This window comes from Candidatus Fukatsuia endosymbiont of Tuberolachnus salignus (genome assembly GCF_964030845.1).
GTDB classification, from domain to species: Bacteria; Pseudomonadota; Gammaproteobacteria; order Enterobacterales; family Enterobacteriaceae; genus Fukatsuia; species Fukatsuia symbiotica.
The window spans coordinates 2,505,286-2,528,098 of the sequence record NZ_OZ034983.1; the positions used below are offsets into that span (position 1 = coordinate 2,505,286).

General features: G+C 44.4%; 22 protein-coding genes and 2 pseudogenes. 18 read left to right on the plus strand and 6 right to left on the minus strand.

What is annotated here, in order from left to right; genetic code table 11:
• Positions 1-429: 429 nt before the first annotated feature.
• Entirely contained in the window at positions 430-1,116 is a 687-nt protein-coding gene (locus AAHH42_RS11970) for an XRE family transcriptional regulator (protein WP_342221228.1), read from the minus strand.
• 113 nt (positions 1,117-1,229) lie between these two features.
• On the opposite strand from AAHH42_RS11970, the gene AAHH42_RS11975 reads away from it, so the two are divergent.
• The 7 genes from AAHH42_RS11975 to AAHH42_RS12005 all read left to right on the plus strand — a co-directional run bounded on the left by AAHH42_RS11975 (position 1,230) and on the right by AAHH42_RS12005 (position 5,375).
• Entirely contained in the window at positions 1,230-1,457 is a 228-nt protein-coding gene (locus AAHH42_RS11975) for a helix-turn-helix domain-containing protein (protein ID WP_342221229.1), read from the plus strand.
• A 67-nt stretch (positions 1,458-1,524) separates the two neighbouring features.
• Positions 1,525-1,968, plus strand: a complete 444-nt coding sequence (locus AAHH42_RS11980) for a YmfL family putative regulatory protein (RefSeq protein ID WP_342221230.1) — start codon at positions 1,525-1,527, stop codon at positions 1,966-1,968.
• 54 nt (positions 1,969-2,022) lie between these two features.
• Positions 2,023-2,727 carry a phage antirepressor KilAC domain-containing protein gene (locus AAHH42_RS11985; RefSeq protein WP_425286325.1) on the plus strand — a complete coding sequence of 235 codons (705 nt, stop codon included), beginning with the start codon at positions 2,023-2,025 and terminating at the stop codon, positions 2,725-2,727.
• 10 nt (positions 2,728-2,737) lie between these two features.
• Positions 2,738-3,616: a helix-turn-helix domain-containing protein gene (locus tag AAHH42_RS11990; RefSeq protein WP_119797011.1), complete on the plus strand. Its 879-nt coding sequence runs from the start codon at positions 2,738-2,740 to the stop codon at positions 3,614-3,616.
• Positions 3,528-4,493: an ATP-binding protein gene (locus AAHH42_RS11995; protein WP_342221124.1), complete on the plus strand. Its 966-nt coding sequence runs from the start codon at positions 3,528-3,530 to the stop codon at positions 4,491-4,493. Before AAHH42_RS11990 ends, AAHH42_RS11995 begins: the two co-directional genes overlap by 89 nt.
• A gap of 34 nt (positions 4,494-4,527) precedes the next feature.
• Entirely contained in the window at positions 4,528-4,890 is a 363-nt protein-coding gene (locus AAHH42_RS12000) for a RusA family crossover junction endodeoxyribonuclease (protein WP_342221125.1), read from the plus strand.
• A complete protein-coding gene (locus AAHH42_RS12005; RefSeq protein WP_342221232.1) occupies positions 4,887-5,375 on the plus strand; it encodes an antiterminator Q family protein in 489 nt (162 codons plus the stop codon). The genes AAHH42_RS12000 and AAHH42_RS12005 overlap by 4 nt, the downstream gene beginning before the upstream one ends.
• Before the next feature lie 352 nt (positions 5,376-5,727).
• On the opposite strand, the gene AAHH42_RS12010 is transcribed toward AAHH42_RS12005, so the two are convergent.
• The 4 genes and pseudogenes from AAHH42_RS12010 to AAHH42_RS14930 all read right to left on the minus strand — a co-directional run bounded on the left by AAHH42_RS12010 (position 5,728) and on the right by AAHH42_RS14930 (position 8,449).
• Positions 5,728-5,949 (minus strand): hypothetical protein, encoded by a 222-nt coding sequence (locus AAHH42_RS12010; RefSeq protein WP_119797015.1) that lies wholly within the window; start codon positions 5,947-5,949, stop codon positions 5,728-5,730.
• A gap of 502 nt (positions 5,950-6,451) precedes the next feature.
• Positions 6,452-7,123 (minus strand): hypothetical protein, encoded by a 672-nt coding sequence (locus tag AAHH42_RS12015; RefSeq protein WP_119797016.1) that lies wholly within the window; start codon positions 7,121-7,123, stop codon positions 6,452-6,454.
• 104 nt (positions 7,124-7,227) lie between these two features.
• A pseudogene (locus tag AAHH42_RS12020) lies at positions 7,228-7,458 on the minus strand (transposase family protein); the annotation flags it as partial.
• A gap of 9 nt (positions 7,459-7,467) precedes the next feature.
• Positions 7,468-8,449, minus strand: a pseudogene (locus AAHH42_RS14930) (IS701 family transposase).
• A gap of 165 nt (positions 8,450-8,614) precedes the next feature.
• Here AAHH42_RS14930 and AAHH42_RS12035 point away from each other — a divergent pair.
• The 5 genes from AAHH42_RS12035 to AAHH42_RS12055 all read left to right on the plus strand — a co-directional run bounded on the left by AAHH42_RS12035 (position 8,615) and on the right by AAHH42_RS12055 (position 10,596).
• On the plus strand, positions 8,615-8,944 hold the full coding sequence (locus tag AAHH42_RS12035) for a hypothetical protein (RefSeq protein ID WP_342221233.1): 330 nt from the start codon (positions 8,615-8,617) through the stop codon (positions 8,942-8,944).
• 444 nt (positions 8,945-9,388) lie between these two features.
• Positions 9,389-9,511 carry a hypothetical protein gene (locus tag AAHH42_RS12040; RefSeq protein ID WP_275887669.1) on the plus strand — a complete coding sequence of 41 codons (123 nt, stop codon included), beginning with the start codon at positions 9,389-9,391 and terminating at the stop codon, positions 9,509-9,511.
• Positions 9,498-9,968, plus strand: coding sequence for a transposase (locus tag AAHH42_RS12045; RefSeq protein WP_342222075.1), 471 nt, complete (start codon positions 9,498-9,500; stop codon positions 9,966-9,968). The genes AAHH42_RS12040 and AAHH42_RS12045 overlap by 14 nt, the downstream gene beginning before the upstream one ends.
• Positions 9,969-10,079: 111 nt before the next feature.
• Positions 10,080-10,340, plus strand: coding sequence for a hypothetical protein (locus AAHH42_RS12050; protein ID WP_119797075.1), 261 nt, complete (start codon positions 10,080-10,082; stop codon positions 10,338-10,340).
• Positions 10,341-10,350: 10 nt separating this feature from the next.
• Positions 10,351-10,596, plus strand: coding sequence for a hypothetical protein (locus tag AAHH42_RS12055; RefSeq protein WP_342221234.1), 246 nt, complete (start codon positions 10,351-10,353; stop codon positions 10,594-10,596).
• 159 nt (positions 10,597-10,755) lie between these two features.
• Here the strand turns inward: AAHH42_RS12055 and AAHH42_RS12060 are convergent, their stop codons facing one another.
• The gene (locus AAHH42_RS12060) at positions 10,756-11,154 is read right to left on the minus strand and encodes a helix-turn-helix domain-containing protein (RefSeq protein ID WP_342221235.1); all 399 of its coding nucleotides are present in this window, start codon (positions 11,152-11,154) and stop codon (positions 10,756-10,758) included.
• Positions 11,155-11,503: 349 nt separating this feature from the next.
• Here AAHH42_RS12060 and AAHH42_RS12065 point away from each other — a divergent pair, with 349 nt between their 5' ends.
• The 6 genes from AAHH42_RS12065 (at position 11,504) to AAHH42_RS12090 (ending at position 22,514) form a co-directional block, all read left to right on the plus strand.
• Positions 11,504-12,574, plus strand: coding sequence for a helix-turn-helix domain-containing protein (locus AAHH42_RS12065; protein WP_342221236.1), 1,071 nt, complete (start codon positions 11,504-11,506; stop codon positions 12,572-12,574).
• A gap of 190 nt (positions 12,575-12,764) precedes the next feature.
• Positions 12,765-14,963, plus strand: a complete 2,199-nt coding sequence (locus tag AAHH42_RS12070) for a TcdA/TcdB catalytic glycosyltransferase domain-containing protein (protein WP_342221237.1) — start codon at positions 12,765-12,767, stop codon at positions 14,961-14,963.
• Positions 14,964-15,044: 81 nt separating this feature from the next.
• Positions 15,045-15,293 carry a hypothetical protein gene (locus AAHH42_RS12075; protein WP_342220947.1) on the plus strand — a complete coding sequence of 83 codons (249 nt, stop codon included), beginning with the start codon at positions 15,045-15,047 and terminating at the stop codon, positions 15,291-15,293.
• 15 nt (positions 15,294-15,308) lie between these two features.
• Positions 15,309-16,490, plus strand: coding sequence for an IS91 family transposase (locus AAHH42_RS12080; RefSeq protein ID WP_342221137.1), 1,182 nt, complete (start codon positions 15,309-15,311; stop codon positions 16,488-16,490).
• A gap of 427 nt (positions 16,491-16,917) precedes the next feature.
• Positions 16,918-19,191, plus strand: coding sequence for a TcdA/TcdB pore-forming domain-containing protein (locus tag AAHH42_RS12085; RefSeq protein ID WP_342221238.1), 2,274 nt, complete (start codon positions 16,918-16,920; stop codon positions 19,189-19,191).
• Positions 19,192-19,229: 38 nt separating this feature from the next.
• Positions 19,230-22,514 carry a hypothetical protein gene (locus AAHH42_RS12090; RefSeq protein WP_342221239.1) on the plus strand — a complete coding sequence of 1,095 codons (3,285 nt, stop codon included), beginning with the start codon at positions 19,230-19,232 and terminating at the stop codon, positions 22,512-22,514.
• Positions 22,515-22,813: the final 299 nt, after the last annotated feature.

Consider the following 22,813-nt stretch of genomic DNA (forward strand, 5'->3'; position numbering starts at 1 on the left):
TGAGCGGGGTAAAGCGGGTATTCTATTTCGCGAATCATTCCGATTTTCATACGCCTCGGACGGCTACTTCATGGGCTTTCCTTGCCTGCTTCGCGTTAGTGTTTGCCGTGTTGATATACAGTATTTAATACCCTGGTTATATAAATGTCAATCACCAAAGTGTTAATTTGAGTGATTAAAGTAATATGTAGTTGTTTTTAAAGTAGTTTTTTATTTTAAAAATATTGAGCTATAACTGATCATACCGAGTAATCAGGTATAAAAGTGTAGAATGAAGAGTATCTATCGAGGAAAGGTCGGGGTGAATTCATAGATCGTCAGTGGAAAAGAACCGATCGACAATGTGTTAAAGGTTTAGCGACGGAGTGTGTGAATGTTTGATAGACTGCCAATGAAAAACCCTGCACAAATAGGCAGGGTATCCTCTGATTAATCAATTATGCTGGCAGTGTAAAAAACTTTTCCCAAGATTTTAACGTCACTAAGCAACACCGTATCATCTGGATATTCATTTTGATTTAGGCCGCGCATCTTCACCATATTATTGGGTAAAGCATAGAGTATCCTCAACATGCAGAGACCACCGACAGATACGGCATATATTTTGCCGTTCTTGATCTCCGTGATGCTCTCGTCAACAGCAACAATTGCGCCTTCTTGAATGGTAGGACACATACTTGAATCAGGTGCCAGTATAGCGACGGAATTAGTCAGGGTGGTTTTAGTTTTTACAGCGATGTCCATAGGTAATCGAATCATTTTTAGCATATCCTCTCGTCCCTTATCTCTGGGGATCAGCAGCCGCTCCATGCGACCATAAAGAGGAAATTCATACTCATTTTCGCTAACTGGACTCGTTGGGTCATCAATGTGTATCCTTTCAAACCTTATTCCTTCTTGAACCCATTTATCCTTCATAGGCTCCACACCGTCGCCTAACCATTCAGGGCGAACTCTAAGCACACGCGAAATATCCAGCAGCTTTCTCGAGCGCTGGCTCTTTCCTGATGTAATTTTTTGGATGGCGGCTTGTGAAAGACCCGCCTTCACGGCGAGAGAGGCTTGGGTTAACCCTTCCACATTCATCGCATGTTTAACTCGTTGTGCAAACGTCATTTTCATACCATTAAAAATACAACTTCAGTCATTAACCGTCAAACAACTAAAGAGGTTGCTTTTGTATAACCAGGGTATTATATTAGTCATTGAAAACAATAAAGGTGATTCATATGAACGTAGTAATTAAAACCGCAATTACCCTTGTAGGGACTCAAACGAGACTCGCTAAAGCCTGTGGTGTGACTCAATCTGCGGTACAGAAGTGGTTGTATGGTAAGTCAAAAGTGGCCCCTAAAAATGTTAAACCTTTGGTAGAGGCCACTCAGGGTGTCATTCAGGCTTACCAAATTCGCCCGGATTTGCCCGACCTTTTTCCACATCCAGACGAAGCGGCCTGATCTCATCGTGACGCCATGCTCTCATAACGCAAACAAAAGTATAACCCAATAAGGAATAGGATAAATTATGGACAAACGCGCATTAATTAACCGGATGTGTGAGCGAGTGACAGGCGGACGCGCCGTTGCTACGGCGTATTTAGGGATGTCTGAATCTAAATTTAACAATCACTTGTATGAGAACAAAGGTGCTCGATTTTTCAGCGTCGATGAATTGGTAGCACTGCAAACACTGAGTGAGTCAACCTGGGTTGCGGAATATTTTGCTGCACGATCGAATGCCATCGTCGTACCTGCACCTTCTGCGGAGGTGGACACCGTGGAACTGCACCACATGAGCCTGAACACAGCAGTCAAACGCAGTGCTGTCGACCAGTTAATTCTTGATGCGATTAGGGAGCACGGGGAGATTAATGAACAAGCCCAACAAAAGATTCTGGATGCCCACCGTAAACACATCGCAACACGAGACGGTGAAGTTCGTGCCACGCTGCAGGTTTACGGTAAGTAAAGACATTGCGGCGGCGGACCAGGCAGTCGCCCTACACAAACATACGGAGTGATGGTGAACCCATTATCAAACGCAGTCAACCCCAGCATGGGGAGTCGAGAGATAGCCGGTTTAGTGGAGTCTCGTCACGACAATGTGAAAAGAGCCATTGAGCGCTTGGTTGAAAAGGGGATTATCAGACTTCCTCCAATGGAGGAGGTTAAAAATCAATCAGACCAATACGTTTTTGAATACAGGGTAGGTAAACGTGATAGCTATGTGGTGGTCGCCCAACTCTCCCCTGAATTTACCGCCCGCGTAGTCGATCGTTGGCAGCAACTGGAAGAGAAAGCGGCCTACTCGTTTTTACCGGTCGATTATTTATCAGCCTTGAAAACATTAACGCAAGAGGTTGAGCGACGCCAACGGCTAGAAAACCCGTTAGCACGGGCTGCCCCTAAGATAGATTTCGCCGACCGTGTGAGCGAAGCCAGTGGCATTCTGGTGGGCAATTTTGCCAAGCTGATGGGCCTTCGTCCCAACAAATTGTTTGTTTGGTTACGCAAAAATCACGTGCTAATGGGTATTCCTTCTCGCAGAAATGTGCCTCGACAGGAGTACCTGGAGCGGGACTATTTCACCTTCAGAGAAACGCCCATCGAGACGGAGCACGGGATGAAAATCACCTTCACCCCGCTACTGACCGGCAAGGGCCAAGCGTGGCTAACAAAAAAGCTATGTGAAGCAGGCTTATTGAAAACGATCACAAACGCGGCATAGGGAATAGACAATGAGTATGAAATTAATGACACACGCCATGAGTATCAAAGTGGGGAATCCGCTGAGAAAACTGATTTTACTCAAATTGGCTGATAATGCCAACGACCAAGGCGAATGCTGGCCGTCAGTGCCCTATATCGCTCATCAGTGTGAAATGACAGATCGCTCGGTACAAAAACATCTTCACCAGTTGGCAGTAGACGGCTTGCTGTGGATTGAATATCGTAAAAATGAGCAGGGCGTGAATAAATCGAATGTTTATCATTTGACGTTAAACAATGCCCCAAAAGTGAAGGGTGAAAATAAGTCACCCGGGGAGGATACAGGTTCACCTCCTGGTGAATCAAGAACGCTGGGTGGAGTATCTGGCACACGGGGTAGCGCATCTGGAACACCAGGAAGGGGTGAATCAGGAACACCCAGAATCAGTCATTCTTTTGAACCAGTCATAGAACCTGTCATAGAACCTAACACCCCAACTGCGAGCAAAATTTGTGCAATCAAAGTCGATGAGTGTCCTGCCAAGCGAGAAGACCCCATCCCCCACCCTGACTGTTTTCCTGCTCAGCGTAATTCCCCTCACGTTGACACTCAGACCAGCCTAGCGAGCCGTTACGCCTTCGAAGGGAAGATAATCCGCCTGACCCCGCAAGATTTCGACAGCTGGCAAACGCTATTCCCGCATTTGGACTTGGTCTACGAGCTGACACGATTGGATTTAGAGTTTCGTCACGACACGCCTAAAAGCTGGTTTTGCACCGCCAGTCAGAAACTGAATTACCAGAACAAACGGGCAGTGGATGGCACCACCTTCAAACGGGTTTCTGGCGACCGCTTCGCCAAAAAAGACTACGGCACCACGGTATTTCCGGCGTGGATGGAAGGGTAATGTGATGAATGTCATTGAAAAAATAGAAAATTCGCGTCAGCAGCAAGACCTCACTTTTCTTGAAGACCGGTTGAAAAGTGCCCGTGCCCCGCTGAAGGAAATAGCAGGGGTTCGGGTTGATGTAGCAGAGGTCCTCTGCCCACAACACGGGGCTTTTGAACAACGCTGTCGAACCCTGCAGGGCTTTGCCAACGTGCAACAGAAAACGGACTGTCCGGCGTGTTTACACGAAAAAATCACCGTATTGAAAAAGAATATCGCCTCAGACCAGCAGCGAAATCAGGCCCAATTGATTAAAAATTTGCTGAGCCAGACGGGTATCCCTGCGCGCTTTACCACTGCCAGTTTTGAGTCTTATCAGCCGATTAATGCTGAATCCTTGCGTTGCCAGAAGGTATGCCAGGCCTATGCACAAAAATGGCATGAGCGTTTAGCGCAAGGCGGTGGGTTGGTGATGTGCGGCAAACCCGGGACAGGAAAAAATCATCTGGCGGTTGCGATTGCTAAACACATCATTACGACACACCACGCCTCGGTTGTTCTGACATCCGCGCTACGTATTACTCGAGAGGTCAAGAGCACCTGGGCGAAAGACGCCACCCAAACCGAATCCGAGGTGATTAAGCACTACACCGGTGTCGACATGTTGATTATCGATGAAATCGGTGTGCAGTTTGGCAGTGAGGCCGAAAAGCTGATTTTATTTGAAATCATCAACACCCGCTATGAAAACATGAAACCGACGCTGCTGCTGAGCAATTTGCCGAAAGAAGACTTAACGACTTACCTCGGTGAGCGAGTACTGGACAGAATGAACGAAGGTGGCGGTTGTACTTTGGCGTTTACCTGGGAGAGCTATCGGGTCAGGACGGCATAACACATCAACCGGCGCCAGTAGAGACAGATGAAACATGAATGAATATCGAATAGTGCTGCCTTACCCGCCGACAGTGAATACCTATTGGCGACATGCCAGAGGCCGACATTACATCAGCAAACAGGGCAGGCAGTACCGTACCGAGGTTATTGCGTTAATTGCACGTAAGGGGCTTACCCTGTGCCTAAAAAGCAAACTTCGTGTCAAGGTACGAGTTCATGTCCCATACCGCAGGAAACGCGATTTAGATAATCTGCTAAAGGCACCGTTGGATGCCTTGGTACACGCGGGCATGATTGCCGATGACAGTGTGATTGATGACCTGCACATCATTCGGGGTGAACAGGTGCAAGGCGGCAGGAGGGAGATAATCATAACGGAACAGGAGGCAGCATGAACGTCACACAACTTAGGCTCAATAATGAGCAGTATCACTGGGTTAACAGCTGGCTGGAACGCTGGGGAGCCTGGGTATACAGCGGTCGATTGGAGAAGCCACAGAGTAGCCTCATCGCCCACTGTATGGCGACAAAAAAGCAGCAAGAAAATCCTACCAGGCCAATGTGTAATGATGATGACGGGTTGTTGATTTCTCGGGTGGTGGATACGGTGATACCGGTGGATAACCAGGCTTTTGGCATCCTGCTCAGTTACTACGTACAACGCCTTTCCCGTTATTCGATAGCGGTTTATAGCCAGAAAGCCGCTATACCGCGCAATATCAGCACACGAGGGGGCAACCGATTTAAAACCCCCTCACTGGCTACCTGCCGTAGGGAAATTGATCAAATACTCGAAGAAAGTCTGTATCTACTCCATCCTTCCATCGAACAGGCATTTAAAAGTCGTAAACGTGTCGATAAAATTAAAAAAGTGGCGTAATGCTATTGACTGAAAAGAGCAAATGAGCAATGATTGCAGGGTACCCTGCCGTGTCTATGTATTGATAACGAACAACCGTAAAACCCTGACCTTCGCTGTCGGGGTTTTTGTTTTTGCATTTGACGAAAAAGATATTTGGGATTATCCCGCCCATAGCCGTAAAATTGGCAGCAGGGATTGGAACTCCGAATATCTACAAAGGCACACATCACGCTAGACGTGGTTTTTTACGTGTAAACCTTGTAGAACAGTCAATGATGAGTAGGATGGATCAACCGAAAGGAGGTTAACCGGGTTCCTTTGTAGCCAGTAACACTAACCCCGTTCTCCACCATAAGGGAGGAGTGGGTCTCTAGTTGTTGATTTCATCTTTTTTTGGCTCAGAAGGTGTAGTTTGCTGTACGGCAGGTTTTTTCTCAGTGCATATTTTAGGTGGACTGGGCATGAAAGGAGTTTGAGGCTCCCACCAACGATTACAATCCTCAGGGGATGAAGGATATTTTCCAGAAGCCCAAACAAGTGTTGGCAGTAATAGAATGGGTAATATTTTTAAGAAAATATTTATATGTTTCATTTGATTACCTTATAGTTTAGATTGATGTTATTGGATATAGACGAGTTTGTTATCGCTCATTAAGGGTAATCAAAACAACAATCATTTTCGTCGTTAATTTTTCTTGATGGTTAATCATTTAAACTAATTGCTTACTCCTTGTTTCAAGGACTGCGTATCATGTGACTTCAACCATGAGCTGATCTTACGTCCTTTTTTCTTTACATCATCACATCAAGGCGTTGTAGGGTGTCTGTCTCTTAGTCACAAATCCCTCACCTTTCTACAAAAATTATTGTAATCAATTCAATTGATTACAGCGACTTTATTCATCGATGTACAAAATAAACCCAGAAAGATGATATAGCGGTACGGTGTAATTTTGATTACATAATGGATACCATTCGGTATCCATATACGGCATTGCTCATCTTTATGGTGTAATCAAAATAGAATCGTTCTGCTATAACGAATCTTGCCATCACGCTAAGTAAGTATTAAGCATAAAGAGAGTGAGCCTCTTCTATATCAATAGCATCTTCTTACGGAAGTATTCTGCCATGTCAGACTCTTTTATCTCAAGCCTGGTAGCAACTTCTTTGAAGGGAATACCTTGCTTCAAGAGAGATAGGCCCTCGGTCTCAATGGCATATGTTTCCTGCGTTATATTTCCTCGATCACGAGCTTCTTCATATGCTGAAAGATATTTTTCCGGCGTGACCTGTTTTAGCATATTCTCTTTATAAAAGAAGGCAATCATTATATGGTTCACTAAAGAGACACTCTCCTCTGGGAGATTTAATCCAATGTTATCTAGGTATGTTGCAATATTTTTACTTATTTCATCTTTAGTATTTTGTAAGACGAAATCAAGGTTATTTGCGATAAGAAAAACGGCGGTAGTGAATGTATCATTAACATCTATTCCATTCGTCATGAGATATGTAATTAATTCCCCACTACTTTTTAGATTAAGTGGTGATTCTTGTATTTTTTCTTTGCAAAGCTCGAATACTTCTCCATTGACACCCGCGCTCAAAAACCCATTTTTTGGAATTTTATTTAGCACCTCGTTTAATTTAATGCTAAGACTAGCGGCATCTGTTGTTTCTCTCCCTAGAAACGATTGAAATGACAACCTCGCCAAGCTCTCTGGGTTGTTCTGTGGTTGCGTATTTTCTGTGGGTTGTAACATCGTATTGCTGGTACTAATTATTGGGGGGGGGTACATCATTAAATGCATTTTGCTGGCTGCCTGCAGTTGGAGCGGATACACTAGACCTCTTCGGGAACTATCATTTATCTAATTTCCATATTATAAATTGCAGCAATCAGATTAAATCGTAATCCAAAACGTTTTCGCCTGTTTCGATAACGATCTGATACGATTTTAAATCGTTTAATCATACCAATGACATTTTCGTTTAATACACGCAGGCTTGATAACTCACGATTGTTGCGTTTATCTTCTTTTGTTAAGGGATTTTTCTTTGTCTTTTTCTTAGGCAATGCCAAGTTTGACACGAGTTTCGCACGAATCTAACCTGGTGCAGCCAATAGTGCTCTGATGTGTGTAGTAATAGCGTTTTTAATGACAGCCCAATTTTGTTGGTAAAGGGTTATTTTTTCGGACAGACGGCGTTTATGTTGTTCAAACCAGGCAGCCATGGCTAGAAAAATATGATTTCTTTGCGCCCGGCCCGTGCGGGCCTGACAGCGTTCTATACCACAAGTTTGTTTGATTTCCCGATGATAAACTTCAACAGACCAACGGGCCTCGGTGACAGCCTTCATCTGTTCCCGGGTGGGGTTCTCTTTGTTCGTTGCAACATAATCAATGCGACCGTGTTTGGTCACAAACTTGAAGACTGTCACCCAACCATCGCCCCGCAGGTGTACTGAAAGCCCTTCTTCTGGAATATCAAGTGAGGCTAATGTGACGTTGCGATTAACTATCCGGTTCTTTCTCAAGGTGGTGACCCCAATCCAGCCAGGAGAACGAATGGCGTTGAGATTATCTAAACTTGAATACCGAATACCACGCATCCATTACCACCGCTTCAGGGGCTATACCCCTCGCTTTTGCCAGTTTGAGCATGTCGCAAAAATGCGAGTTTTTTGTTTTTCCGTCGGTCTCTTTGTCGTCAATTCGGTAGTCAATAGGCACTGACTCTCCCTTTTCAAGACCCTGCCACAACAGATTAACCAAACCAATACCGGCTATCACATCATGTTCATTACCAGAATAGTGATAATGAACTCGCTCTATCTTCTTACTCCGTTTTTTGGCTAGCACTCTATCATCCGCAATCAGAAAACAAGGTGCTTCCCGGTCTATCGAGGGGGCGACAAGTTGCCACAACTCTTTGGGACGAAAACACCGGCTCTTTAACCACCGGCTTACGCTATCATGCGATACCCTCGACGGGCTCACTTCTGACAACGCTAGACCAGAATATCTGACACTACTCGCTTGTAAAAATGCTTTATAAAGGTCTTTCGTACAGGGATAGTCTGACATCTCATTACCATTCTTATCTTTTTTCCTACTCTCCTTTTACCATCATTTAGTACAGTGCGAAACTCGTGCAGGGATGAGAAAACCGCTACCGCGCTGAGTGCGGTGTTGACGACATTGCCCTATAGCTTCACAATGACTTCGGTCGATTTGCGGCACGGCGTCGCCATGGCCGAGATGATTCAACCCGGCTCGTCAAGAACCCTCTCTTTCGATGCCCTGTGTGAACTCGCTACTAGCGATGATTTTGACTGGGCAACCGACGAACAAAAAGAAACCGTAATAGCGAAATATTGGCACAATTATTGCATAAAAGCAATGACCAGACGCACCGCACGTGATTACCAGGATGGTCAATTGACTTTTGCCGGTGTGGTATTCGGTCTTATCGAACTGGCCAGCTTTTTGTTGCCATGTGGTCTGGCGGCAAAGCAGGTATCAAAGCTGCGCTGCTGTCCAATAAAATCGTCGTTACTTCAAGGTCGCTCAGTACCTTAAAATTCGTCTTGACATCAAAAAAGCCGGCAAAACGTTAGTTATTGGTCTCCTTGACGCCACGAATCCGGTGGGTTTTCTAGTCCCATTTTATCAAAGAGGTAGAAAGGTTTTCTCGTTGGCGTACAGTAGTTATCAATGGATGCGAAGAAAATTAGAGATTATACTCTGTCTGGCTCGGATGAAAAAAATGCAGCCTCTGTCTACTGAGACACTAAAACGGACGGTGATCTATGTGGATGATATTGACCAACGCTATCCCCTGCTAACATGTTGCTGAAGCCTGTGGTCATCAACACCGTAAAAAAGCTTAGCACTGATATGACTGCGGTAGAGGCAGAAAAGTGGGTAGGAAAAATCTTCCGTTATCGCGGTGATCTGGAATATAGCGTAACGTATTAATTTTGATTACAATGTATAGCTAAATTATTTAGCAGGGAGTTAGCGATGAGCCACTCTGTCGATTTTCGCCGTAAAGTTCTGGGTATTCGAGAGAAAGAAAACCCTGCGTCATCCCAAGGCAGACGAAGAGATACGGCGCGCCTTCCAGGACACGATAGCCTGCTATAAAAAGCAGGGAAAACCGGTCGTTTATCTGGATGAAAGCGGTTTCGCACACGATATGCCACGAACCCACGGTTATGCTGCACAAGGTCAACGCTGTTGGGGTACCCAGGATTGGCAGCCTAAGGGCCGAACAAATGTCATTGGCGCGTTACTGGGAACCGTCCTGATGGCGGTCGGATTATTTTTTTGTTCCATTAACAGTGATGTTTTTTACGCTTGGGTTACCCAGCGCCTTTTGCCTACTCTTCCTCCTCATTGTGTCATCGTGATGGATAACACCAGTTTCCACAAACGTCTCGACATTCAGCAGGCTATTAGTAAAACCGGGCATCGGATTGAATATCTCACTCCCTACTCACCTGCTCTCAATCCCATTGAACATAAATGGGCACAAGCCAAAAGCAAAAGAAGGGACTTAAATTGCAGCCTTGACGCCTTATTCTCTCAATATAGTGCATAATCATTATTATGTTGCTCAGCTATATCGATATACTTTCTGCCTAGCAAATCAACACGTTGCATTACTTTTCCTACATTTAACCCATATTATCCTCTGTGAGATGGAGATCAGGTGATAAAACAGGATGCTCTATTGTGGTGGCAAAAGAGAGGACGCGATACGAGTGAGACTTGGGCAATCCGTGTCGCACCTGTTACGACAGCTGTAGTAGGTTCGGTGCCGATAGAGATCCAACGGGAGCAAAAAAAGATCATCGCCAGACACAGTGATCAGCGCGTCTATTTATCGGATAAAGGCATAAAACCCCTCGAAACAATAAGACTGGCGGCATTAACACTGCAAAAATTGTTTACTCAACCTTTTTATCAGTGAATTAAATCGCTTGCCGGACAGGGATACTATTAGCCTGGATGACCGTGGTCGGGGCGTGCTGCGCGCCCAGGCGGCACTCATGGGAACAGGTTACAGTGCACGCCCCGTACAAATTTCTCATCTGCTGGTGGATAGTAACGATAACGATGCGATACAGTCGTTATTGCAAATACAAAATGCAGCAACCTTAGCAAGCTGGAAAGAAAATACGGCTTTACATTTATCTCATTCCAACAATCTCCTGCCATTGCTTTAAAAAGCGTATCTTGAGTAAAGGAAGAGGGGGGAATAATCGATAAAAGTTTAATTGTCGTAGATTTGTTAAACAGGTTTTTAGTGTGGATTGATTTAGGATAAGTTAAAAATAAAGTGCGCATCAAAATTTAGCTAAAAAGAAATTTCATATACAACTAATCTACGCCTTTTTTTTATCTCTAACATGTAACAACTCCGTTAAAAGTTGAGTATAATGGCGTTTTTTCTCTTTAAGCATTGCAATCAATTGCTCTTGTTCGCTTGCCGGAAGGCCAGAAAATAAATCAAGCAATACGTTTTCTTTTGGTGTCAGCAAATCTCTTGCCGAAGATGTTGCACTTAACGGTGTATTAGGCACCACATCCCCACGTAATACCCACGAAGCCTCACAATGGAGCGCCTCCGAGAGAGAAAGCAAGCGGTCACCACGCGGTGATGTATCGTTACGTTCCCATTGCGAGATCGTCACATGCGCCACCCCCACCCTACTGGCTAGCTCTTTTTGCGTGATTTTTAGCTCTAAGCGCCTATTTTTAATTCTTTGACCTGGATTTTTCATAATTAAGTTATCTTAAATCGCCTTGACTTAGGTTTATCTAATTGTCATTATTTAGCTAAACCTAAATTAAAAGCGCGCCACCGCGGTATCAAAAAATGGCGGGCCTTAGCGTGTTGATTAAACCTTCCACAAAGAGCTTAGTAAATCCCTTGGATAAAACAATGTTACCACTTTCAGAATTCGCAAATAAGAGAAGCATATACCCATTCATCTTAAATGGTTTTAAGACGACATCACTAATGTCACCTGGCATATTCTCTCGATCATTAAGTACTACTGACATAATTTCAACATTCTCTTTAGGGCTTGGCTATCGGGTATTAGGCTTAAATTTTAGGGGCCTGTTGTTATGAGCGTAAAGTTATCGAGCTATGTGTGGGATGGCTGTGCGGCAAGCGGTATGAAAATAGCTAAAGTGGCAATTATGGCTCGCTTGGCTGATTTTGCTAACGATCAGGGGATCTGTTGGCCCTCAGTGGCGACCATTGCCCGTCAAATTGGTGCCGGTGAAAGTACTGTCCGTACGGCCCTGGGTGAATTAGAGCGTACCGGTTGGATTATGAAAAAAAATCGGCGGGTGGGTAATCGTAATGCCAGCAATGTTTATCGGATTAATGTTGAAAAACTCCGCGAGGCGGCGCAAGTATCAGATACCGCAAAACGTGATATTTCAAAATGTAATATTTCCGAGTTTGATACTCCAAAACCTGATACCGCAAAATGTGATATATCAGAATTTGATACCTCGGAACTCAGCAAAATTAATGGGTTTCACCCGCCAAAATCTGGGGGCGATCCGTCAGTAACTTCAAAACAGGATCCATCAGACAAAAAGACTGTTAGTCAATCCCCTGCGACAGACGATCGGCAGCAGCCCGATGGGTCAAAAATTGATTACCTCACCGTACTGGAGGCGTATCACCGTATTCTGCCGGAAATGCCACAGGTACTGGATATGACGATCGAGCGCAAAATCAAACTGCATCAACTATGGAAAAAATTCGACTTCAACCAGGATAAATGGCTTAACTATCTGTATTACATTGCTAAAAAGTGTCGTTGGATGTTACAGGAACGCCCTAATACAGTCACGGGAACAACCTGGCGGCGCAAAAATTTCGATTATCTGATCACCGAAAAATGCTATCTGACCGTCAGAGAAGGGCGGGCAAATGATTTACCGAACGTCGCCAAAGTGGATATTGCGAGCCGTGATGATGCTTTTACCCGACTGGTCGCGCAACGCAGAGAACCACGAAACGCAGTGGAAAAATTAGCGCTTGCCGCCGCTAACAGGATTGGGTTAGGCAGGATGAACGAAGTGACAGGACGGATAACCTGGAAAAGTATTTGGGTGCAAGCACAGCTACAGGTGAGTGAGTACCCACAAAATGATCACATAAAAACATCTTGTGGGTGACATGTTATACCCAATGAATTTCGAGTTACGGCAAGGCAGCAATCAATCGAATCCAGGTAATACATGACTGGGATGAATGCGAGCAGCCAACGCCGCCGCAACTTGAAAGACGAAGGGTATAGAGCCTGCGAATAGCTCAATGCTCGCTTACTTCTTTAAAGCTTAGTATTCAACTAAATGGATTATAAACATGAACAAAGAAACATTAATACGTGAAATACAGGACACACTGAGTACAGACATAATGATTTTTCATCGAGTCTCTCTCTTGCTGAATGAATACCAGGAATTTGCTGCTTCTGGCAGTGATCAAGAACTCAGCGTGTTGGCACGTATGCAAACGGAGCTTGAACAACTGTTAAACCATGAAGATCGCTTGATCAGTCCACACCAGACGACAAAAATTCAAACTGTTTTGGACAAAGTACTACAACAAAAGCACAGCTTATTAACACCGATAGAGAAAAATATCCATTTTGTCTGGATCGGTGCAATAGGTTCTGCGCAAATTGCTTATATGAAAGCCTGGGCGTGTTACAACCCGGATTATGAGATTCAGTTGTGGCACGATCCTAATGCGTTACTTGCCGATGTTTTGCGCAAAAAAATCAAGCTGTACGCGGGTACACTACTGGGCATCGGCAACAATATGGGGCCAGACAGTACGGCATCAACGAATATTAGAGCCATCATCGATTTACAAAACGAATTTTACAAAGATTATTTCCTTCCTGGGATCGGCCACAAACAAACTTTTGATGACTGCGCCACCCGATTCCTGTTAGCAAAAGGATGGAATACCCTGGAGGAACTAAACCAAATAAAATCGGCACATGCGCACTCTTTCAATACAGCCATCACTGAGCTTCAGACTGCCCAGAGAACAGGGACAAAAGCTCAGTCGAAAAAACCTATCCGTTTGTGCGAGATAAACGCTACCCTGTTTCAGAACGCGACCGGAAAAGATTATTATCAATATTACCTTAAGGAACTGGGTTTGCGCCAAAATCTGGCCTCAGCTTCTGACAAGGCTCGTTACATGATCCTTTATAAAAAGGGGGGTGTTTATCTTGATGCCGACCTGTTGCCACATCCTCACAGTGCAGTTTGGCAGAAGATAGAAATAGAGTTACTGAGCAATCTCAACAAAAGAAAAATCATCAACGCGGCTTATTTACAAAGTGACTCCTCTTACATGACCGGGGTATTCTGGATGCATTTAGTCGATGTGCTAAGATCCATTTTTACGGGTAGATCTATCGCCTTTGATACCAACGTTTATCGTCGACGTGCGTATGTAGAAATAGTTTTGATGAACAGCCTGTTACGTGCCTGTAATGGCGACGGTCAACCGCCGAAACCTGATTATCACCAGCTTGCCCACGATATCAGTCAAGGCAATCCAGATCCCTTTTTCGATGCGGTCCAGCCGCTGTTTGCTGAGATTGATCAGATCATTGCGACCCTGCCTAAAGAGATATTAATGGATCCCTTAGGTGAGCTGCGCATGCTGCAAGATGGGCTAGGCTACATGGAGCATCCTTATGTGGAAGGACGGATCACCAACTCTTATCTGTTTGCCCCTAAAGACAGTTCTGCCATGTTGCAAATGCTGGATTTGGTTTTTCAAAGGGATGTAAAAATAGCAGAAAATCATTTGGATAGGCTTGATGTTTCCAATCCACCCACACCCACTCGCAGACACTCAACGTTAGACGTTAATTTAATGATGTACCGCTATGATGGCTGGATAGCAGGCTCTGTCGCTACCGTCTATAGTTCAGGACCGAAGATCATAACGGACTGGCTCGCCAATTATGTCGCCAGTCATCCCAGGTTAGCTGCGCATTTTGAGGTGTTTAAGCAGCAATTCTTTATTTTTTCAAACATCAGTAGAGACACCGAAGAGGACATGAAATCCACCTGGATCGGATCGGCCATGATGACCCGGGATAGCTACTACGAAAAACCTTCCAGTTACCAAAGTCAGTTAGTTCTGCAATTTGACAGTGACCCTGCAACGGAAGCCGCAGCACGTTGGCTGTATAACAAAAGGAAAGAAAACAGCCTGTGGGTGAAAATCATTCTCTCAGGGGGAAGAGAGCGCATCAGGATCCATGGCGATATTCCAGCGAATTTTAAATTTTACGATGATGGCGCAGACGAAAAAGCCCGTATCCTGCTGGTGGGGCGTGGTGAAAATAGGCAATTAAGCGGCTTCAACGGCAAAGAAATCGCAAAAAAAATCTTAAGGGTGTTGAGCAGTCAAGAGGTAAAAAGCCACATCGATCCACGTTTTTCACCAAGCGATCAATCCGCTGATGTCATCTCTCGTATTAGCGTGGTCTCCAGTGGTATTCAAGGCTGCCTCCTAAGGTCGGCGACGTGAAGTAGTCTGTTATCTCTTGATTTTTTTTAAGAAACGGTGTTATCTATTAGCCGGTCCCGTTACTCGTTCAGCTAAGGTGTTATGCCTAAAAATATCTGTCACTCACATCAAACAGCGCATACCAAAATGGTGAAGCAGACCTTGAAAGAGGTTGCTAAAGCCTTAGCCATGCCTTATCAGAAAACGCATCAGGCCTTTACTGGCGGAGATAATCTTTTCATTACAGAGACGTTTTGGGAAATATTCTGGGCTCGCTTTCCCGCAGAGTCTGCAATGAATGCGGTCTATTTTTGCCCGGAGTGTCGGTCGTTTGATCTAGAACACCCGTGATGCTTGAGCTGAAAGATGAACCGTAAACTGCGTCATCCTTTTCAGGTCGGTCATGCGTGGTGGAATTACTATTGTGCTCATGCGGATAAAATACGGCCGGTGGTGGTCGATAATCTGATTAAACTGTTTTCCTGCGGAACATCGGCGCTGGGGTTTGCCAGCTGGCGCTGTCAAAAGGCAGGCTGTACGCACACCAAACGGATTTGCTTTACCTGCCACAGCCGTTCATGCCCTTCCTGTGGTAAGAAAGCCACAGAGCGGTGGGTGGCCAAACAGCGCACGGTGCTTCCCATCACAAAATGGCAACACATTACGTTCACTTTTCCCCGTGAGTTCTGGCCGTTGTTTGAGCTAAATCGTGCGCTGTTAACGCATCTCAGTCGTCTCGCTGCCAAGGTTATTTTAGATTTTTGCCAGCCAAAAAACCTATTGCCTGGCCTATTCACGGCGTTGCATACGCATGGGCGAGCGCTGAATTGGCATCCTCATGTGCATCTTTCGGTGACCTGTGGCGGACTCGATGACAATGCCGAAAAATGGAAAAAAATCACGTTTAGCGGAAAAACGTTGATGAAACAGTGGCGTTATCAGATTATCACACTACTTCGTCAACAGTGGGATACCTTGCAATTACCACCGGAGTTATCACAAACCCTCACGAGGCCGGGTCAACGGGAGCAGTTTCTGGATTTCCATTACCAACGGCATTGGAATATCGACCTGGCAAAGCCGACAGACAATGCCCAGCAAACGCTCAATTATTTAGGCCGTTATTTAAAAAAGCCTCCGGTGTCGTTATCCCGGCTGGAACATTATAACGGCCAGGAAGTGACCTATCGCTACCTCAGTCATAAAACCCGAGAGCAAGAAAAACTTAACCTCAGTATGGACGAGTTTATTCAGCGTTTTATTAGCCACATTCCGGATAAACATTTTAGGATGGTCCGCTATTATGGTTTTTTAGCGCCCCGCCGTCGGACTACACTGCTGCCGATTATAGATGCTTTGTTGGGGCAGGAAAAAGAAAAAACCGTCAACATCACTTATGCGGCAATGTTAAAACGCCTAAGTCGTATTGACCCTCATGAGTGCATCCTGTGTGGCTCTCGTTTGGTGCTAAGCGGTATCACATCAGGCTTGCCGTGGCATCAGTTAATGCTTCACCATGAATCTCTGGCAAAAATGAAGGGGATTTAGCCTCTGCAGGGAAGGGGCGCCTCGCGTTCGAAAATGCTGGTTTTTTAAACGAAAATGACCCTATTATCACCCGGGACTCTCTACGTTAAGGAGAATAACCCTAAAGTTTGAAAATAATATCGTTTATTTTTTGATCCAATTCTGTTTTTGACAATAAAACCAAATTATTAAAATTCCTATCTATGAACAATTTGGTGGAGAGGTACCAGGTACCAGCTCCGGCACGCGTTTCTCACTCAATTATGGATTTACTTACCAGCTACTGACTCATCTTCGAGACGCTCATATTAGCATCTCCTCAGGGGTTTCCGTACGTGATGCTATCATCGGTGTCGATGCTGTTGGACGAAAATGGACAGGGAATTGGGATGCACTGAGTGCAACCATCCTTTGGCATGCTTCCCAATCTGCTTATAAATGGATCGGAGTGCTAAATCCTGGTAGTCAAGAAGTCAAGTTTACCAAAACCTGGTTGGAAAAAGACGTTTTAACACAGGTACGCCCGTGGATCGATATCAATAAGCACGGCAGATTTAGCCTCTTTAGTCGCTATGCATTTAGAGATGGGATAATTCCTTCCAAAATGCGTGATACTTTTAGTGAGGAAGATTTTACCCTGTTTGCTGACAAATTCGATAAATCTGTGGGACACCGTATTTTGATGGCTGATGTGATGGTGTTGTTTTCTGGGATGAAAAAAAAGGAATGGGTTGGCGGGAAAAAGGTACGTACTGCCATTGTCGATGAGCGAGCCGATCAACTGCGTATACTGCGAGATGTCTTACGACAGGTAACATTCAATGAACATCAGGAGCAATGGCTTGCCTGGCTAGCGTCTTCCAAACTGGTCTCTGATAAAATCCATCAAAAACTGCGACAACTGTTAACAGACCATCCGCGCTACTATGCTCAGCTCAGAGCATCAGCAGATGAAGATCTTTTTGATTTTTATTATATCGATTTCGCCAAAAAAAACGCCTATTATCCGATCATCAACCATCTGGGAGCAGAATCTCAGAGCATTAAAGTGATTTATTTGGGCGATATGGAGAAACGTCTACACGCCTTAATAAGAAAAAAAGAGTTAGACTTACCCGCAAAAACCTTATCATTGGGTTTTTTTGAAGAAAATGTCTTAAAATTGAGCAGCGATCAGACAGAGTTGCTTTATTCTATTCACAACACCGGTAAAAAAGCCGTTTCTACTGAGACGTTTCAATCAGATATTTCTGAGATGGCTACCGATTTGCTGCTAATACGTCCTCGAAAAAACGCTTCGCCTCTGGCCGAATCTTATCTTGCCAGTGCCTTAATTTTTGAAAATTTGACCAAGGAAATCGCCCTTTTGGGGAGTTCGGTTCCTGAAGGTTCCTTGGCGCTATTGCAAAAAATCATTCCGATTCGTGGTCAAAATAAATCCAGAGTGCCTTTTCTGGATCCTCGAACCGGTCAGGTGACGCATATCGATACCAACAAAAGGGTCTTCAGGCAAGCACGCGATCTATTGGCAAAAAGTTACCTTATCCCCCTGCCTGATGACGGTTTAATGGCGACGTCAAGAGGCGGCTATTCAATCAAAATGGCGGCCGATCTCTCGAGCTGGATTTTTAATAAAATCTTTGTGGCGCGTTTTCTCATCGAGCAAATTAAAGCAGGCAAAGGTCTGTTCGCCGCACCTGATACACAAAGCCTCTCCGATGGATTAGGGCAAGCCCTGGTACTACAACATTATGTCGGCATCCTGGGAATGGCCAATGATCTGGCAGATGATCTTGCCAGATTGTCCTATTTCACCGTAAGCAAGGTTTTGAATATACAAGCGGTGGAATTCTCTTTGCGCAGAATGGCGTATTTTTCCTCCGAGTTGCTTTCAGGTACGACGAGCACCCGTCGTTATGCGGTGTTAGCCAAAGGTATTTTGGAAAAAAACCAAATCAAATATGCGCTAAAAAAAGTCACCAGTGGTATTAGCAAGAGTGCGATGGGGCTAGGACTGATTTTCAGCGCCGCGGATGTAGCACTGACCACCGAGGCATTTTTAAATGCCCCGGATAGCGACTCACAAATGATCCTAGGTACACAACTTGGTTTTAGTGTAGTGGGTTTTGGCATACAGCTGGGCGCTATTGCTGCCGCACTGGCCGGCGCAGCGAGCCTGGCATTGGCACTTGGCGTACTTGCCTTGATTATTGCCGTAACCGCGGTGTTGGTGATTTTGTTACTGGAATCTTTTCAAAAAGAAGCGAGTGAAGTTAAAGCCTGCGCCCTATTTTTCAAAACACTGAAAGAAAGCCGCCAGACGGGTTATGTACTGAAAAATGGCTGTTTTGTCCATGAAGGTCCCGCCTGTATCACAAAGATAGAGTTGGCGACACATTGCAAGATTACTTTTGGATCGCAAAAATACCAAACGTATGGCAGTAAGTTCCCCGGACGTTTTCAAGCTAAATTCGGTAAATTAAATATATTACGGGAATTTAACAGTGCTGGTGTGGTACTCACTGCGCTACCAGCTGGCAGCGATACTGAGGAGGCATTGAGTCATAATCTGGTTTTACCTTGCATAGCACAGAACAGCTATGATTTTTCTTATACAGGGAGTGCATCTGAAACTGCAAATTATGAATTTGATGCAATCTTTGCCACTGTTAGGGCGCTTGAACAGGATCATAAAGATTTTGTTTTTTTCATCGCCGCATGATCCCTGGTGTTTCGCAACTTGGATTTTTCTTTCATGAGATGAAAGCGATCACCACGAGCAGAATACCTACCAACATCAAGGTGAGCATTGCGCAAAATCAATGGGCGCTTCATTTTCCTTGGATAGAAAACCGGGAGGATTACAAAAGAGAATACAATGTCTTTAAAAAAGAAAATCCCGATTTGCAAGTCATGGAATATCAATATTTTAAGGAGAAAGTAACAGAACAGGAACAGCTGTTCCGCAAAGAAATTATCAGTAACGCCAGTGAGATCACCTACCACATTGAAAACAGCTCCGGCACTCAACAAATCCTGGTTTTACCACCGACTGCCTTTCCGTTAAAATTGCAGCTACAAGGGGACAACTGGCTAATTAGCGCACTCGCTCTAGGCACGATAGCACCCCTCCGCAGGGAAAGAGATCAATTGTACATCGGTGAACACCAGGTCAAGGCCACCCTCACTGCGGACCAAAGCCTACAGGTTCAATACCTGATTCATCCGAAAGCAACCCTCATTCAGCGTATTACTGCAAGCGGAATGAGTATTGGCTCACTGACCTTCGATGCCTCTGACTACCCTGGAAGCAGCATAAAAACAGAACTTAGTCTTTTATGTCAGAGCCAGGCAAAGGCTTACCCTGATTTTGCGGCGTTACCGTATCTGTTGCTTAAAAATTACCAGGAGGATGATTACCGCGGGAATGCCCATTATCTGGTTAAAAATGGCATGGTGCTCTGCACGCCGGTACTGGCACCCTTTAAATCTGTCACTAAGCATGCACACTTATTAACCATTGAAGCCGGCAAGGCTTTTTTCTATGCCAACATTGATCTGAATGCCACGGTTGTTGCCGAGGCCAAATCAGACATGGCAGATCATTCTTTTCAGCCCACTTTCTGGATTACTCATAACGGACTTTCTCTGTTGGAGTTCATCAATTATTCTTTTCTTCCTTTTTTTTCTTCATCGACACGATTAACGATCAAGACAGGGATAGTACAAGAGCAAGGGCAATTGATGCTTATCGAACATTACAAAAAAGGGGCTTCATCGATAGAGGTACAGTACGTGATCAACATCAACTCTACGACGAATCAACCGTTATTACTGAGAAAAATCCAGCTTAGCCAAAATATCTTCAATACTCTCACTCTGGATGCCTTGTTTTCAGGCACACTGTCTTCACAGGTTACGCTTGAACAACTTCGATCTCTTCTGTGCAGCATATTGCTGGGTGATGATCTGTCACCTAGTGATCTACCAAGGAGCAACACACAGGCCGCTGCTGGCAACATCCATACTGATGAAATAGTTCATATTACTGATAACGAAAATACTAAAGAGCATTGGTGGAGCCGATCATGTGGAATACTCGCGCCTATCACATTGCCAACAGAAAAACGGGAAAAAATCAAGCCGATATGGAGCGGAAAAACCGACTATCAACAGGCCAGCTTTTGGATGCCAGCAGAGAATGAAGATCAGGCAGGGATGAAAAAGCTTTACGTCAAACGTAACACTGAGCCTTATGCTGATTATACAAAACTGGGTCTGCTCAAACACAGTGGACACACGCCAGAGCGGCTATATATCGAGGACATACAAGGCAACACTTACGCCATCGATGTTTCTGGGCGGGCGTATTTGTCTATTGTCGGTAGCACATGGCTAGCAACCCACAAAGATGATCTTCCCGTCGCTTTTTCCACCTTACTGACCTGCAATGATGACGAAGCCGACGAGCGTTTTCATCTTCCTGTGCTATGTATAGAAGGATTTTCATACACTGATGATGATCCTTCAGCGGATCCGCAACCACTCAAAGCCTGGTATGACACGTGCCTGAAAAGATTTTATTTTCATCGACCTATTAATGGACAAAAACCAGATTACCTGACTAACGATACGCATGGCAAGGCCGCCCTGTGGGATACCCACAACAAAACTCTCCTTTATGTAGGCAGCATGAGTATCGACCAGGTACAGGAGTTTGATACCCTGATCCCTAAAGCTAAGCTGCCACATTCAGAAATCGTGATGTGTGACGTACAGCAAGCCTGGAAAAACGAGGGGCTCATCCATATAAAAAACAATAAATTGCTCTTTAGCGTTGATTTTAAGCAGTCTCCCTATCACTTTGCGCTACAGGGTATCAGCGAAGAATACAGCTCACCTTATTTGCTGTCTTATCAACTGGCGCATGCTTTAAAACGGGAGTTTTTCTCTCTTTTTGGTGATAGCAACGATACCTATACCTATGATCATTATCTGAGTTGGGAAACCCGTCTTCCCAATACGTCTTTTGGTGTGCAAAGGTTATCTGCGATTAATTTTACCAAAAGAAAAGTACAACTACGGAAAATCCTGATAGAAAAAATAGCCCAAAAAACACCGCAAGATGAATCTATTACGCCAGGAAATATGTGGGCTTTTTTAAAGGCAGATCTTATTAGTCGCCTGCCAAAGGCACATCTCCGTACCAGCGACATACACACAATGATAAGAGAAGTTTTCACTACAGTTCAAAGAAGCAGTACACGTAATATTATATTGGAGCAAAAAAGACTTCTGCAATTTAGCCAATATGGATGGTATGACACAGATTCTCACGCCTTATTCATCATCCCTCTCGATGCGCAGAAGCTTGCCCATTGCCAATATTTGGCGATGAGTCGAGATGAAAAAAGCATCTATATCAGTGTTGACGAAGAAAATCTGTATAAACTTTCGGCGCGACAGGTGTGGCAAATAATGGACGATTGGCCGGAGGCATCGCTGCTGGTAGAAACACCTTTGTTTATCAAACGCTTTGGTGATGAGCTGATCTTTATTGAAAAAAGATCACCTTCATCAGGATTCCAGAAAATTGAGCCTTTTTCTGCTGATTTTCTCTCAGACATGCTAGAGATAAAAACCTTACATCTGGGGCGTAAATCTGAGACCCTCTGCATCAACATGCAAGATTGGTCAAAGATAAATTTCGTCATTCAGGCTCATGGCAGAAAGTTTGATGAAGATATTGAGCTGATTGTTAAGAATGACAATCTGGAGGAGTATAAGGTACAAAGAGAAGGGCTTGATCTGTGGATCAGCCACCGTAGAAGAGAATTTGCCCTGTGTATTGCCAAGGTATTTAATCCAGATCCTGTGCCTGAAGATATTACCCTGAAAACAGTCAGACCGGAGAATGTGATTACCTTTACTCTGGGTCAACTGGTTGAAGAATATAACAGGAAAATCAACAAATCGGAGAAATTTTATGATCAGCTAGTCTATCCCACTTATTTCCTGGATGATCTGTTAATCGATCTCGCCTAATACTACAGTCGTAATGACGTCATGTATAACGAAGTGCTGCAAGATTGATGATATTTTAACCTGTGCTATTAGATAACTTCGGTGGTCGGCGATTTTTAACAAATTAACGAACAGGCTGAGCAGAATCCATGAGCAGTGGGTATAATAATTTATTACAAATAATATATTATTTAACAATAAGCTAATCTTGTTAGATATATTAAAATGGAAGGCGATTTTAGACTCGGACTCGCCTATTCTGTTTTTGTTGCATAGCAATCAGTTACAAGTGGTGGTTGGCATTTCTATTTTTCAATGAG

Excerpts from the sequence above, each read along its gene's own strand:
- AAHH42_RS11970 (WP_342221228.1), bottom strand. The coding sequence starts at position 1,116 with ATGACGTTTGCACAACGAGTTAAACATGCGATGAATGTGGAAGGGTTA.
- AAHH42_RS11975 (WP_342221229.1), top strand. The coding sequence starts at position 1,230 with ATGAACGTAGTAATTAAAACCGCAATTACCCTTGTAGGGACTCAAACG.
- AAHH42_RS11980 (WP_342221230.1), top strand. The coding sequence starts at position 1,525 with ATGGACAAACGCGCATTAATTAACCGGATGTGTGAGCGAGTGACAGGC.
- AAHH42_RS11990 (WP_119797011.1), top strand. The coding sequence starts at position 2,738 with ATGAGTATGAAATTAATGACACACGCCATGAGTATCAAAGTGGGGAAT.
- AAHH42_RS11995 (WP_342221124.1), top strand. The coding sequence starts at position 3,528 with ATGGCACCACCTTCAAACGGGTTTCTGGCGACCGCTTCGCCAAAAAAG.
- AAHH42_RS12000 (WP_342221125.1), top strand. The coding sequence starts at position 4,528 with ATGAATGAATATCGAATAGTGCTGCCTTACCCGCCGACAGTGAATACC.
- AAHH42_RS12005 (WP_342221232.1), top strand. The coding sequence starts at position 4,887 with ATGAACGTCACACAACTTAGGCTCAATAATGAGCAGTATCACTGGGTT.
- AAHH42_RS12010 (WP_119797015.1), bottom strand. The coding sequence starts at position 5,949 with ATGAAACATATAAATATTTTCTTAAAAATATTACCCATTCTATTACTG.
- AAHH42_RS12015 (WP_119797016.1), bottom strand. The coding sequence starts at position 7,123 with ATGTTACAACCCACAGAAAATACGCAACCACAGAACAACCCAGAGAGC.
- AAHH42_RS12035 (WP_342221233.1), top strand. The coding sequence starts at position 8,615 with ATGGCCGAGATGATTCAACCCGGCTCGTCAAGAACCCTCTCTTTCGAT.
- AAHH42_RS12040 (WP_275887669.1), top strand. The coding sequence starts at position 9,389 with ATGAGCCACTCTGTCGATTTTCGCCGTAAAGTTCTGGGTATTCGAGAG.
- AAHH42_RS12060 (WP_342221235.1), bottom strand. The coding sequence starts at position 11,154 with ATGAAAAATCCAGGTCAAAGAATTAAAAATAGGCGCTTAGAGCTAAAA.
- AAHH42_RS12065 (WP_342221236.1), top strand. The coding sequence starts at position 11,504 with ATGAGCGTAAAGTTATCGAGCTATGTGTGGGATGGCTGTGCGGCAAGC.
- AAHH42_RS12070 (WP_342221237.1), top strand. The coding sequence starts at position 12,765 with ATGAACAAAGAAACATTAATACGTGAAATACAGGACACACTGAGTACA.
- AAHH42_RS12075 (WP_342220947.1), top strand. The coding sequence starts at position 15,045 with ATGCCTAAAAATATCTGTCACTCACATCAAACAGCGCATACCAAAATG.
- AAHH42_RS12080 (WP_342221137.1), top strand. The coding sequence starts at position 15,309 with ATGAACCGTAAACTGCGTCATCCTTTTCAGGTCGGTCATGCGTGGTGG.
- AAHH42_RS12090 (WP_342221239.1), top strand. The coding sequence starts at position 19,230 with ATGAAAGCGATCACCACGAGCAGAATACCTACCAACATCAAGGTGAGC.